Below are 13,465 nucleotides of genomic sequence, written 5' to 3' on the forward strand. Positions count from 1 at the left end.
GAAAAAAGGCGAGTTTACGCGTTAATAGCTGGCCTATTGCAAGTAAATTAAACGCAGTTAGCGCTGAAAGTAACCACTTGAGATAGATTGATTATCCAGAGTTTCGGTCAATTAGTGTGATGCGGCGCATAAAGTCTAATTTATTAGATTAAATTTGTATTTTTGCCTATATTTAAATTTTATAGTTGTAGTATAGAGCTTAAAGAAACAGCTCATTCAGATTAAACATTTACCCTAAGGCAGCTTATATGTTTGGTATAAATAAAAGTAACTCGAAAATAGAAGCACTTGAGTTACAAGTCGCTCAAAAAGAATCAGTATTAAATGCAATAACGAAGCATGTTGCTTATATTGAGTTTACGGCTGAAGGGATTATTTTAGACGCTAATTTATTATTTTTGAACACAGTAGATTATACCAAGGATGATGTTGTTGGTCATCATCACCGCATGTTTTGTGAAAAATCATATGCGGAATCGAAAGAGTATACTCAATTTTGGAAAAATCTCAGAGACGGTAAGTCAGTAAGAGGGTCTTTTTTAAGATATAACTCCCAAGGCGAAAAAATATGGTTAGAAGCAACATACTTTCCAGTTGAAATAGATGGGGTTGTCGTTAAGGTAATTAAAATAGCCTCTGATATTACGGCTAATTACACGCAAAGAAAAGCACAAGAAGCAGTTGCAGAAGCATTAAGCAAAGCGTTGGCAACGATTGAATTTACCCCTCAAGGTGAAATATTAACAGCTAATAACAACTTTTTGTCTGCTACCGGTTATAAGCTAAATGAAATAACAGGTGAGCATCATAGGATGTTTTGCACCGACGAGTTTTACGATAAAAACCCGCATTTTTGGGATGAGTTAGGGAAAGGGCAATTCAAATCAGGACAGTTTAAACGAGTAAAAGCAAATGAAGACATAATTTGGCTTGAGGCAACATATAACCCTATTTTAGATAACAAGGGAAACGTGATAAAGGTTATTAAATTTGCTTCGGATATAACTGAGCGCATGTCGCGTAATAGAGCCGTTACAGAAGCCGCAGCGATTGCACACGAATCAGCCGTTTCTACGGTTAAAACCGCCGTACTAGGCTCTGGTATTTTAAACGATTCGATCGCAAATTCCGATGCCATCGTAAATCAGGTCCTTAAATCAGTTGAGTTAATTAAAAATCTAAATGAACAATCTGCGGTCATAGGCTCCATTGTTTCTACTATAAGTAGTATTGCCGATCAAACTAATTTACTTGCTTTAAATGCAGCTATTGAAGCCGCTAGAGCAGGTGAATATGGACGAGGTTTTGCAGTAGTAGCTGATGAAGTTAGACAATTGGCAGCAAGAACGAGTAGTTCTACAAATGAAATTGCAACGGTTGTAAAAAACAATCAAGAGCTGACCAATGATATTTCAAAGCAAATAACATCTGTTTCTGATTCCTCGGTTAAAGGGCGAGAGTTAATTTCAGAAGTATCTGACGTTATAAAAGACATTGAAGCTGGGGCGGAGAAGGTTTCGGAAATTGTGTCGCAACTAAATGTATAAATTTAAAGAATACATTCTTATATAAGGGCCACAGTTTTACTGTTGGCTCTTTTTTGTAATTAAAACCATCCTTTATTTAGGGCCTGTTTATCTTTTGAGGTTGAATTTTCAGCAGTATGTTTGGTATTTAGGTAAGGCAGAGCCTATGTAGTGTGGTTATTCCCCATAAATAGGCGATAACGTAGAATAAATGTCAAACATGCTGCGCTGCCCGAAGGCTTCTGCCTAGGGGTAATTTAACAACATTCTAAATTGATAAAGTGCGACAATATGTCGCGCTTTTTCTTTTGCAGTTCACACTATAATTACGCCAATTATTATAGTGGCATAAATTAACAATGGTTTATAAAAGCAAAACTCAAAAAACTTACTTACTTTCCCCTGTCGCACTTTTTATTAGCGGTGTGCTATCTCCTTTTGCATTTGCCGACGATACGTCTTTAGAAGTAATTGAAGTACACGGACATGCTCAAAATAAGCATTCAGCACTTGGTTCGTCAGAATCGTTATTAAGTGATTCAGGTGTTGACTTTTCAGCAGCGGGCGGCGTATCTAACCTCCCTATTTTAAATGGTTTAATGGGCGACAGAGTTAAAGTGTTAATTGATGGCGCAGATGTTACCGCTGCATGCGCTAATCATATGAACCCACCACTTTCGTATATCTCGGCTAATCAAATTACGTCTTACAATGTGGTTGCAGGCGTGTCGCCTGTAAGTGCGGGCGGCGATAATATTGCTGGCGTAATAAGCGTAAATTCTATTTCACCAGAGTATAGCGATAGCAGTGAATTAGATTGGCACTCAGGCTATGTGTCAGCAAAGTACAGTAGTGTTGATAACGGACGTAAACTTGGTGTAGGTGCACGTTTAGCAAGTGACACGTTTAGCCTTAATTATCAGGGGTCGTTTGGTGACGCAGATAGTTATGAAGACGGTAACGGCGATGTGGTATTAGATACATTGTATCGAGCACAAAATCATAGTTTAACCGCAGCTATGCGCGATGATAAACAGCAATTAGTTATAAAACTAACACATCAAAAAATCCCGTATCAGGGATTTGCAAATCAGTACATGGATATGACCGATAACACCAGTTACGGTGCAATAGCTCAATACAAACGCTCCTTTGAAAACAGCGAGCTTGAAGGGCAAGCTAATTGGCACAGTGTAAAGCATGAAATGGGTTTTTTTAGCCAAGAAAAAACAGGCATGATGCCAATGAAAACCGATGCACAAGATATAAGTACGCAGCTTAAATGGCGTATTGCGCTTGATAAAAACAGCAGTATTTTACTAGCTCAAGAATATTACAATTATAGCATTGATGATTGGTGGCCAGGTATTGAAGGCTCAACCATGATGGGACCAGACGATTACGTAAATATAAATAACGGTAAACGGGAGCGGATAGCGGCATTTGCTGAATTTGAGAGGCAAATAAATACAAAGTTATGGTTAAACGCAGGCGTACGTATTGAAAGTATTAATACCCACGTTGGGGAGGTTCAACCTTACAATGATGGTGTGAGCATGATGGATATGGACGATATGAGCGATATGGGTAGCATGGGAAGTATGACCATGAGCGATACGTCTACAGATAATACCATTGCTGCACAGAACTTTAATGCTGGCGACAGAGATAAAACCGACAGCATAGTTGATGCTAACTTATTAATTAATTACCAAATAACAAATTATGATGAGCTGCAACTTGGCCTTGCCCGTAAAAACCGCGCACCTAATTTATATGAGCGATACAGTTGGGGTGTAAGCAATATGGCAACCACTATGATTGGTTGGTATGGCGGTGGTAATGGCTATATTGGTAACCCTGATTTAGACGTTGAAACAGCGCATACAATTAGTGCTACGTATATTAAGCAGGCTAAAGATGATGGTTGGCGGTTAAGCACCAATGTTTGGTATACAGATGTGAACGACTATATCGATGCTGACATTGTAAGAAGCTTCAATAGTTATGACTTGGACAATACAGCGCGTAACATTTTACAGTTTACTAATGTAGATGCCATTTTATATGGTGCAAAAATAGATTTAACAGCCAACATTTATGAATCTAAGCAATTAGGTAACTGGCAGTTACACGCTAATGTTACTAATACGAGAGGCAAGCGCGACGATACTAACCAGCCGCTTTATCAAATTAAACCACTGCAAATCCAGCTAGGTATTAGCCAGCAAATAGGTCGATTTGAAAATGCGTTATCTTGGCAGTGGGTAGATACTAAAAGCCATGTAGATAATAATCGTTTTGAAAACCAAACAGACAGCTACGGCTTGGTTAATTTAAGCTCAAAAGCCACATGGGATTCATTAACGCTAAGCGCAGAAGTGAGTAACGTGTTTGATGAGTACTACCAACTCCCACTAGGCGGCGTAAGCATTGCGGCACTTAAACAAGATAGCAGCAACGGATTCGAACAACTTGCTGGGCAGGGTCGTTCATTTAATGTAAGCGCTAGTTACGCGTTTTAATTAACTTCATATTCAAATTTAAAAATAAAGCAAAAGCCATAACTGTGTTATGGCTTTTTTCATACGCTTTAATATGTAAGCCGTAAACTTATTTTTATGAAATATTTGTACGCAACAAGCGTTCTATTAAGCATGTTTGTATTAATTTACAGCGTTATTTTAAGGTAATGCAGTAAAAAGCAGTAACTTGTTCATCACCCAATGATTAGGAAGTACAGTGTTTAAGCAATTTAAAAATAAAGTGATGGGTGCGCCAACAGCTATGGCCGGTTTAGCTTTGGGTATTGCTAGTATGGGATAGACATGGGGAAACGTTTTTAATTTAAACTCCCAAGGGCAATTTTTGGGAGCGGTACTAGCTGGCGTATTAGTTTTACTTTTGGCTGCTAAGTTTTTACTACACCCTCATTTATTAAAAGCCGATTTAGCACACGCAGTTGCAGGAAGTGTGATCCCGACATTTGCAATGGCTAACCTTGTTATTTCAAACTCAGTTGGGCAATTTAACCCATTAGTTGGCGACATTATGTGGGTTTTAGCTTTTGCGCTGCATCTCATATTTTTGGTGAGCTTTTTATACCAGCGAGCAAAAAAGTTTAACTTTGAGGATATGGCGCCCAGTTGGTTTGTGCCACCAGTGGGGATAATTATTGCAGACATTACTTTTTCGGGAAATCCAACATTAGCGTGGTTAGCTTATAGCGCACTGGTAATTGGTATATCAACGTACAGTATTATGCTGCCAATTATGTTTTATCGTTTTTTATTAGCATTAAAAAGTGACTACGAAATACAACCAACACTTGCCATTTTAGCTGCGCCTGCCAGTTTAACATTAGCGGGGTATTTTCATATTGTAGCTAATCCATCACTTGTTATAGTGGGGGCATTATTTATATTAGCGATAATAAAAACACTGATTGTTTATGTGTTATTTTTAAAGTTATTACGCAGACCTTTTACGCCGAGCTACGCTGCTTTTACATTTCCAATGGTTATTGGAGCAACTGCATTATTTAAAATGAAAGATTGGATGCAAAGTATAAACCTCGCAATACCATATATTGATACAGTTAATTATTTAGCTACGTTTGAACTTATAGCTGCCACGGCAGTGGTATGTTATGTAAGTGGTCGGTACTTTTGCTACTTTAAATTATCAAAGCAACAGGTAACGTAAAGCTACTCTTGGATTACCTGTGGTTCATTACTTTCTTGTTCAGCTAGGGCGTGTTGATCTTTGCGGTATAAAAAACAAACAGCATAAGGATAAGGTATAATTGAATTCGCTAAAAAACGTTACACCGAACCCTCATGCCAAGATTAATGTTAACAGACGCGACATGGAATGTCTTATCAAAAGTAATGCACTTAAGTGGTCGAATTTATAATAAGCCTGAGCATAGAAAAACGCTCGAAGGCATACTCTATAAGATGCGTACCGGTATTCCTTGGCGAGATTTACCGTCTTATTTCGGCTCGTGGAGTGCTATTTATAGACGATTTAATTTATGGTCCAAAAAAGATATTTTGAATGAATTATTTCGAGTGTTATCCCACTATGCTGATATGGATTGGATCTTTATTGATGGCAGTATTGTCAGGGCTCACCAGCATAGTTGCGGTGCAAGAACCGCTGACAATGAATCAATCGGTAAGAGTCGAGGTGGTAATTCGACTAAAATTCATCTTGCAGTAGATAGCGGAGGATTGCCTGTTTATTATGAATTATCCTGTGGAAATACGCATGATATCGTCCATGCAGAGTCACTTGTAGCCAATTGCCCAACGAGTAATGTTGTTGTCGCAGATAAAGGCTACGATAGTGAAAAACTAAGAGAGTTTATTCGTGACAATAGCGCTACACCCGTTATTCCACGCAAGGATAACAGTTTAGTGGGTAATGAAGATATTGACTGGTGCATGTACAAATATAGGCACTTAGTTGAGAATGCCTTTGGTCGGATCAAACAATATAGAGGGATAGCCACACGGTATGAAAAGCTTGAGCGGAATTATCATTCCATGCTCGCTTTAGCATTCACTATGATGTGGCTACCAATATGGGCTGATTAATATATATACTACAAAGATCAACAGCCCCTAGATTGGCTCAGAAAATATGTTCTTCTTGAACAAGGGATCCCTCGCCATGACACAATTGCTCGTGTAATGAGCCGTATTGACATGACGCAATTCCAAGATTCCTTTTCTTCTTGGATGAAAGCCTGCTCCAAATTAACTCAAGGCGGTGTAGTTGCTATTGACGGTAAACGATTGAAAGGTTCATTTAATCAGTCAGATAGACGCGATGCGCTTTATATGATCAGTGCATTTGCATGCGAAAATGGTGTTGTTTTGGCACAATGCCCTGTTGATAAAAAGTCGAATGAAATAAAAGCGTTGCCAGAGCTGCTTGAATTATTAGAGATAAAAGGCTGCTTAGTAACGATTGACGCTATGGGGTGTCAAAAATCAATTGCAAAAAAAATAGTTGGTAAAGAAGCCGATTACTTACTTGCGGTAAAAGCAAACCATAAAAGGCTACTGTCACAAATAGAAGATGTGTTATTACCTGAGGTAGCACGACAAGCATCTGATGGGCTCTTGTTTAACGAAGCCGATTATCAAAAAAATAGAGAAGAATTTAGGTGCTGTGCAGTGAGCCATAACGTGAGCGGTTTATCAGAAACGATACACTGGGAAGGTGTAAAAACAGTGGGTGTTATTGTTTCTTATAGAAAAGAAAAAGGTAAATTAAGCAATGAGTTATGCTATAGATACTATATTAGTTCAGCGAATTTAACAGCGGAAGAACTCGCGAGAGGAGCACGACAACATTGGCAAATAGAAAATGGATTACATTGGCGTTTAGATGTAGGATTTAAAGAAGATGAGTGTCGAATTAGGCGCGAAGGTGCAGCACCTGTATTTGCGGGGCTGAGACACATCGCATTTAATCAGCTAAAAGCAGAAAAAAGTTTTAGTAAAGGCATGCCCGCAAAACAGAAAAAAGCTATGCGCAGTACAGCCTACCTTGAAAAGGTACTGAACGCATAGACTTTTTTCATGCTCTTGCCCTGGTTGGCTACCGATTTGTGCACCCGCAGTAAGGAGGGGATTAGTGAGCTATGACGATGAGCTACTCATCATCGTCAGCATTTTTAATTCGCTCTAAACGGTCAAACTCTTCATATTCTGCCGCCTGAATTTCATCAAGAATAGAATCTACATCGGCAAGTTCGTCGCTGTCTTCAAATTCACCTGTAAGCGTTGAATTAGGCGTTAAATTGGCCTCTTCAAATAGTGCCCACATTTCTTTAGCGTATTGAGTTTTTAGTATGCTTGGCGCAAATTCACCATAGTAGCGGCGTATGTTATTTACATCGCGTGCAAACATAGCTTGTGCACTGTTATTTGCTGAAGCGTTAACTGCTTGCGGTAAATCTATAATTACAGGGCCGTTATTATCTACAAGTACATTAAATTCAGATAAATCACCGTGTATTATACCTGCGCAAAGCATAAGCTTAATGTAATGTATCATGAGTTTATACTGCTCAATCGCTTGCTCTTCACTAAAAACGACATGTCCTAGTTGAGGGGCTACGTTACCATCTTCATCAGAGACGAGCTCCATAAGCAGCACGCCATCAATACAAAAGTAAGTATCAGGTACACGTACACCCACACCGGCTAAACGAGATAGCGCATCCACTTCGGCATTTTGCCAAATTTCTTCTTCTAATTGACGGCCATAGCTAGAGCGTTTGCCCATAGCCCGGGCTTGGCGTCCACCACGTACTTTTCGGCCTTCTTGGTATTGTGCCGCTTTTTTAAAGCTACGTTTAACGGCATCTTTATACACTTTTGCACAGCGTATGTGTTCACCACAACGCACAATAAATACATCGGCTTCTTTGCCGCTCATTAGTCGGCTTATAACTTCGTCAATAAGGCCATCATCAACAAGAGGTTGTAGGCGTTTAGGTATTTTCACAGATTGCCTGCTAAGTAGGGTTGGTTATTAATCATTATTTATGAAAGTGCTCTGTATTTGTTTGTTTAATTGGCTCAAGCAGTATATCAGCTTTGAGAATTAAGGGCAGTAACGCAACTGCTCGTCAGTTATTAATCGTATTATTTTATTAGCTTATATATTGATTGCAATGCAATCAACCATAACTTTTTAAATTAATTTTTTATCAAAATAATTTACTACTTCCCTATTGTTTGCACATTGTTTGCGTTTTTAAAGCGTAATCTTAATTTAATTCTTAAATACGAGGTTATTACTATGAAGCATTTTTCAACACTTGCCACTGTGGCAATATTATCTATTGCTTTTTCAGCTAATGTAGCTGCACGAGGCGGTGACAATCCTCCTGAAAGGCCTGATTTTTCAACTATTGATACTGATGGCGATGGTGTAATTAGCTTTGAAGAGTTTAGTGCTAAAAAACCACCGCACGGCGATGCACAAACAATTTTTGATTCTATAGATGCCGATGGTAATGGCGAAATCAGTGAACAAGAGCTTAGCGATCATAAACCACCTCGTCGTGAACGTTGAAAGGGTACTAAAATGATTAATAGTATTAACAGCAGTTCTGCCAGTTTGATGTCGCAACAAAGCAGCCAAACAGCAAAGCTAACAACAGAGCAAAGCGATTTTATTAAAGAAACGCTTGCACAGTTTGATGCAGAAAACTTAACTAGCGACGATGCGCAAAGTATTCAAGCGGCGTTTAAAGAGCAAGGTATTGCACCCACTAAAGAGCTTGCTGATTTAATGGGCGAACTTGAATTTGATGCTAAAAGTATTGGTGATGCAGGAAGAGCAGAAGGTCAAAGACCGCCGCCACCGCCACAAAACTCATTAGAACCAGTCGATACAGACGAGGTAGTGAGCTATTTAGATGAGCTCTTAACTGAGTATTCAAACCAATTGTCTGATGAAGATAAAGAATCAATCCTTGCATCAGTGCAAGAGAAATTTGGTTTAAGTGAAGGCGATTCGCTGCTAAATGTAACTGCTTAGGTATTATTACTTAGAGTAAAGCTGTACTAGTGTGATTACCAAGGGATTATGTCGGTCTAATTACCGAGCGACTTTGTCGTAAATAGCATATCAGCCAGTTGCTAAACTGGCTATCTTTTATGCCGATTCAGCTAAAGCATTAGATTTTTCGACTCGCAATGCGGTGGTATTCATATTGTTTCTTAGCCACATGCTACGCACACCGCCCGCGCTAATATCAACACCTAAGGCTTCACTGAGCTTCATCGCGACTTTCTGCTGACCAAGGTGAGGGTGTTCAATAGAGAATTGCACAACGGCGTCTTCTATTGCCTTATCCACACAGTTTTTGTGCCGTAGATTAGGTGTTTCTTGGCGTTTTAATGCTTCAGGGCCACCTTGCTTAACTAGTCTTAAGTGCCGGTGAATAGTATCTCGTGATACGCCACTTTGGCGTGATGCAGCGCTGACGCTTCCGAGTTTTTCGATTAACGCTAATACTTCAAGTTTCTTCTGTACTGCCAAGTCTTCTGATGCGAGTTTGCTTGGTTCATTAACTTCAGAGATCTTGAGTTTGCGGCCAGCGAAGTGAGCGGTAAACCCTTTTTTACTCGTGTTCCTTATCTCGATTTTCTGATTGGCAATGGAGTGCTTGAGCGGTGAATCTATTAAATAGAACTTGTTGCCATAACTGAAGGTATGGTCGTTACGTATTTTACGGTGATCTTTAATGACGCAGATATCATCAAGGTTGATGTGTTTCGACAGAGCCGTAAATTCAGGTGCTTGCTTTGATTTAACTTGAATTTTGGTTTGCCAGAACTGCGGAATAAAGACGTGTTTAAGGTAGGCATTAGCGGCAGCAATATCATTGATATTGTTCAACCTAAGCTCGGGAACAAGACGGTCTTGGAAGGTATCGAATGCTCGCTCAATACGGCCTTTGCCTTGCGGTGAGTTGGCAAAAATGATTTCAATGCCTAGCTCCTCGCAAGCCCTCTGCATCTGTGAGAAGTTGCAGCGTTTAGGGCCACCGAATATACCGGCTCTATCCACATAAAGCGTTTTAAAAACGCCTTTGGCTTCAATACAATCTCGCATCACTTTCAAACAACCAACCGTCGTTTCTGAGAGAAAGAACTCTGCGTATACTTCACTGGTAGCATCATCAATCATGGCAATTAAACAGTGCTTTTTATCCCCAAACCAGCGATGCGGACTGCCATCCATTTGCATCATTAAGCCCGCTGCTTCCATACGCTCTCTACGTTTACGAACATTGCTGCGCCTGCGCTTAGCTCGTTTAACATGGTGAATATCATGCGCCCAACCTCGCAGTGTTTCGCGCTTCACAACAATGTTTTCGTTTTCGGCCAACTGCTCAGCCAAGTGCAACAAGTTCAAATCGAAATACTTATCTTTAATCAAAGCCTGTACTGCTTTCTTAATTGATACTGGCGTTTTGTTTGGCGGGGTTTTACCGCTATTACCATGAATAGCGAATTGAATACCGACTTGCTGATATTGCTTTACGTAGCGTTCAATGGTGCGTCGAGACTTACCGAGTAATTTTGCAGCATTGGCAATTGTTATTCTACCTTCGACTACCTTAGCAATGATATCAACAGTGAGTTGAGCTTTAGAGTCCATCACAATCATCCTCAACATGCCTTCTAGTATTCAAAAAAATAAACACTAACAGGCACATAAAAAAATGACCGACAAATTCCCTTGGTAATTAGCAATTACGACAGAATCGCTTGGTAATTAAGATACGACAAAATCGCTTGGTGTTAACACTTTAAACTGTACTAGCTCAGACTTGATCTGACAGTTACCCATTTTTCTAATGGTGACTGTTAGTTTAGATTTGAGCTAAATTCTTTTCTGCCCAAACCGTTTTTCCATCCAATAATGTTTCAAGTGGTGTTCGACCGCAACATACTTTTCCTTGATGAGTCCGATCATTGTTGTAGTAATCCATCCATTCGTCCAGATCTTTTTGTAGTTCTTCCATTGAATCGTACAACTTTTTGCGGAATGTGATTTGATAGAACTCGTTCAAAATCGTCTTATGGAAACGCTCACAGATACCATTTGTTTGCGGGGACATTGCTTTCGTTTTTGTATGGTCGATGTCGTTAATTGCCAAATATAGCTGATAATCATGATGCTCAACTCGCCCACAATACTCAGTTCCTCGGTCAGTTAATATTCTAAGCATAGGTAACTTGTGACCTTCGAAATAAGGCAATACTTTATCATTGAGCATGTCAGCCGCTGTAATTGGCGTTTTCGTTGTGTAGAGCTTCGCAAAGGCGACTTTACTGTAGGTATCCACAAAGGTTTGTTGATAGATACGACCAACACCTTTAAGGTTACCAACATAAAATGTGTCTTGTGAGCCAAGATAACCGGGATGCGCTGTTTCAATTTCACCACAGGCTTCATCGTCATGTTTTTTCTTTTCTAGCGCAGCAACTTGAGCGTCAGATAAAATAATGCCTTCATTAGCGACTTTGTTTTCCAATGCTTTCAATCGTTTTTTGAAGTTTTCTAAATCGTGACGCAACCAGATTGAACGAACACCACTACCTGAGACAAACACGCCTAACTTACGAAGCTCATTGCTGGTTCTATGTTGACCGTGAGCAGGATAGTCAACTGCATAGTTAATGACGGCTTGCTCTGTTTCTTCGTCAACGCGATTCTTTATATTTGGTGTACGGCGGTTCTTTTCGATTAATGCATCGATACCACCTTCATTAACGAGTTCTTGATAACGATAAAATGTATCTCGTGATACGCCCATGACTTTACAGGCTCTTGATACATTGCCTAGTTCTTCGGCAAGGTTAAGTAAACCAGCTTTGTGTTTTATGATTGGATTGTTAGTATGCAACATGAGAGTTACCTTTTTGTTTGTTTTGATTTAAAGATTCGACACCTTTATCAAAACGGGTAACTCTCACTTTTTCAAGTTGAATTGTCAGATCTTGTCTGAACTAATACAGTAAAGCTGACTGTTACTCGAAAGTCTTAAGTCCAAAGCCCAACGGTTAATTCTGTTGGGCTTTTTTATTGGCTTAATTTAACCGTGTTTCTATTTTGCTGGTGCCATCTTCTTCGGTAAATTTAAATACAAAATCTTTTTTACCATCTTGGTTTATATCAACTAACAGAATATCTTTGTTATTTTTAGGCAGCGTTAATTTTAATTTCTTACGTTTTTTATTTAGCAGTGAATCTTGCTCTCCGTAATAAATATACAGTGTTTTTTTACTGTATTTGTATACCGCATCAATATAGCTGTCGCCGTTAATATCGCCTAAATAGAGCGCTGGTTTGGAATCATTGCCGTTCATTCCCACTTCCATTTCTAAATCAAGTTCGATACTCGATTTATTGGCAAATGAGCCGTCGGGTTGCTGTTTATAAAGATTCATTTCTACATCTACATCAGTACTGCCACCGCCCAATGCCATAGACGCGATAGTACCTAAGCCAATATCTAAATCCATTTTTTGTAAATCAATTAAGCCATCATTATTAAAATCAGTTTTGAGTAATAACTCACTAGGGCCCTGTGTTTCAAATAAGGTAATGGGCGTACTAGTAAAACCTTTAGCGCTCCCTAGGTATAAAGTATGTGCTATTTTTATATCTAACGAATCCATACCTTGCGTAGGCTTAAACTGCCTGGTTGTAAAATCTAGAAATCCGTCGTTATTAATATCAATAATTTGCTTTATTTTGCGAGTTTCACCATTACTTAGTTCGCCTAACTCGATGTCAAAGTCAATTGAGGTAAGCTTTTGCTCAAAGCCCTCTGAATTAGCAAGGAGTACATCTGCTCCAAAGTCGTTTGAAAATACTAGGTCGTTTAAGCCGTCGTGGTTAAAATCAATAACGACGGGTTTATTGTTAATGTTAACTTCTAGAGAAAGCCCTTTTCCTGAAAAGCTGCCTTCATACAAAGGTGTTTGCATAAATTGGTTGGGCTTAAAGCTGCCGTCTTTGTTTTGAACATATAAGGTGCTGCTTGTTAAATTAGGGATAAAAATATCACTTAAGCCATCGTTATTGGCATCAAAAACAAAATCAATTTTCTCAAACTCATCTACTTTTAATGTATTAAGCACTGATTCATAAGTAAACAATAATGTTGTTTTATCGCTATTGGTTTTATAAACCCCGTCGTTTGCTAAAATTAGTGCTTGTTTGGTATCGGCATTGGCAAGTGTTGCTACATCAAAACCAATCGCATTATTGGGTAGGGTAAGTTGAATGCTTTTTACGCTTAGTAAATTGATGCTCTCAAGCTGCTTTAGGGTCTTATAGTTACTCCGTTCCATTAATTAATGTATTTACCTATCTCATTAATACATGGAATA

Annotated in this window: 10 protein-coding genes and 1 pseudogene; 7 read left to right on the forward strand and 4 right to left on the reverse strand. The window is 39.1% G+C overall.

All coding sequences use genetic code 11. From position 1 onward, the window contains the following. Window positions 1–248: 248 nt before the first annotated feature. The 5 genes and pseudogenes from AC0VZ4_RS05445 (at window position 249) to AC0VZ4_RS05465 (ending at window position 7,111) form a co-directional block, all read left to right on the forward strand. Window positions 249–1,547 (forward strand): methyl-accepting chemotaxis protein, encoded by a 1,299-nt coding sequence (locus AC0VZ4_RS05445; protein WP_475441140.1) that lies wholly within the window; start codon window positions 249–251, stop codon window positions 1,545–1,547. 338 nt (window positions 1,548–1,885) lie between these two features. Further along, window positions 1,886–4,051 carry a TonB-dependent receptor gene (locus AC0VZ4_RS05450; protein WP_475441141.1) on the forward strand — a complete coding sequence of 722 codons (2,166 nt, stop codon included), beginning with the start codon at window positions 1,886–1,888 and terminating at the stop codon, window positions 4,049–4,051. 217 nt (window positions 4,052–4,268) lie between these two features. Further along, a pseudogene (locus AC0VZ4_RS05455) lies at window positions 4,269–5,231 on the forward strand (TDT family transporter). Window positions 5,232–5,365: 134 nt separating this feature from the next. Then, window positions 5,366–6,127 (forward strand): IS5 family transposase, encoded by a 762-nt coding sequence (locus tag AC0VZ4_RS05460; protein WP_475439610.1) that lies wholly within the window; start codon window positions 5,366–5,368, stop codon window positions 6,125–6,127. 3 nt (window positions 6,128–6,130) lie between these two features. Further along, window positions 6,131–7,111, forward strand: coding sequence for an ISAs1 family transposase (locus tag AC0VZ4_RS05465; protein ID WP_475441621.1), 981 nt, complete (start codon window positions 6,131–6,133; stop codon window positions 7,109–7,111). Window positions 7,112–7,193: 82 nt separating this feature from the next. Here the strand turns inward: AC0VZ4_RS05465 and AC0VZ4_RS05470 are convergent, their stop codons facing one another. After that, window positions 7,194–8,051, reverse strand: coding sequence for a PA4780 family RIO1-like protein kinase (locus AC0VZ4_RS05470; RefSeq protein WP_002958167.1), 858 nt, complete (start codon window positions 8,049–8,051; stop codon window positions 7,194–7,196). A gap of 297 nt (window positions 8,052–8,348) precedes the next feature. On the opposite strand from AC0VZ4_RS05470, the gene AC0VZ4_RS05475 reads away from it, so the two are divergent. Both AC0VZ4_RS05475 and AC0VZ4_RS05480 read left to right on the forward strand, forming a co-directional pair. Then, window positions 8,349–8,624, forward strand: coding sequence for an EF-hand domain-containing protein (locus AC0VZ4_RS05475; protein WP_007376870.1), 276 nt, complete (start codon window positions 8,349–8,351; stop codon window positions 8,622–8,624). Between the two features lie 12 nt (window positions 8,625–8,636). Further along, on the forward strand, window positions 8,637–9,092 hold the full coding sequence (locus tag AC0VZ4_RS05480; RefSeq protein ID WP_475441142.1) for a hypothetical protein: 456 nt from the start codon (window positions 8,637–8,639) through the stop codon (window positions 9,090–9,092). Window positions 9,093–9,209: 117 nt separating this feature from the next. Here the strand turns inward: AC0VZ4_RS05480 and AC0VZ4_RS05485 are convergent, their stop codons facing one another. The 3 genes from AC0VZ4_RS05485 to AC0VZ4_RS05495 all read right to left on the reverse strand — a co-directional run bounded on the left by AC0VZ4_RS05485 (window position 9,210) and on the right by AC0VZ4_RS05495 (window position 13,426). Beyond that, a complete protein-coding gene (locus AC0VZ4_RS05485) occupies window positions 9,210–10,730 on the reverse strand; it encodes an ISNCY family transposase (RefSeq protein WP_475441604.1) in 1,521 nt (506 codons plus the stop codon). Window positions 10,731–10,935: 205 nt separating this feature from the next. Continuing rightward, window positions 10,936–11,976, reverse strand: coding sequence for an IS481 family transposase (locus AC0VZ4_RS05490; protein WP_007379120.1), 1,041 nt, complete (start codon window positions 11,974–11,976; stop codon window positions 10,936–10,938). 181 nt (window positions 11,977–12,157) lie between these two features. Beyond that, window positions 12,158–13,426, reverse strand: a complete 1,269-nt coding sequence (locus AC0VZ4_RS05495) for an FG-GAP repeat domain-containing protein (protein ID WP_475441143.1) — start codon at window positions 13,424–13,426, stop codon at window positions 12,158–12,160. Window positions 13,427–13,465 lie beyond the last annotated feature (39 nt).

Source organism: Pseudoalteromonas sp. QJM3NY_22 (assembly GCF_056173065.1).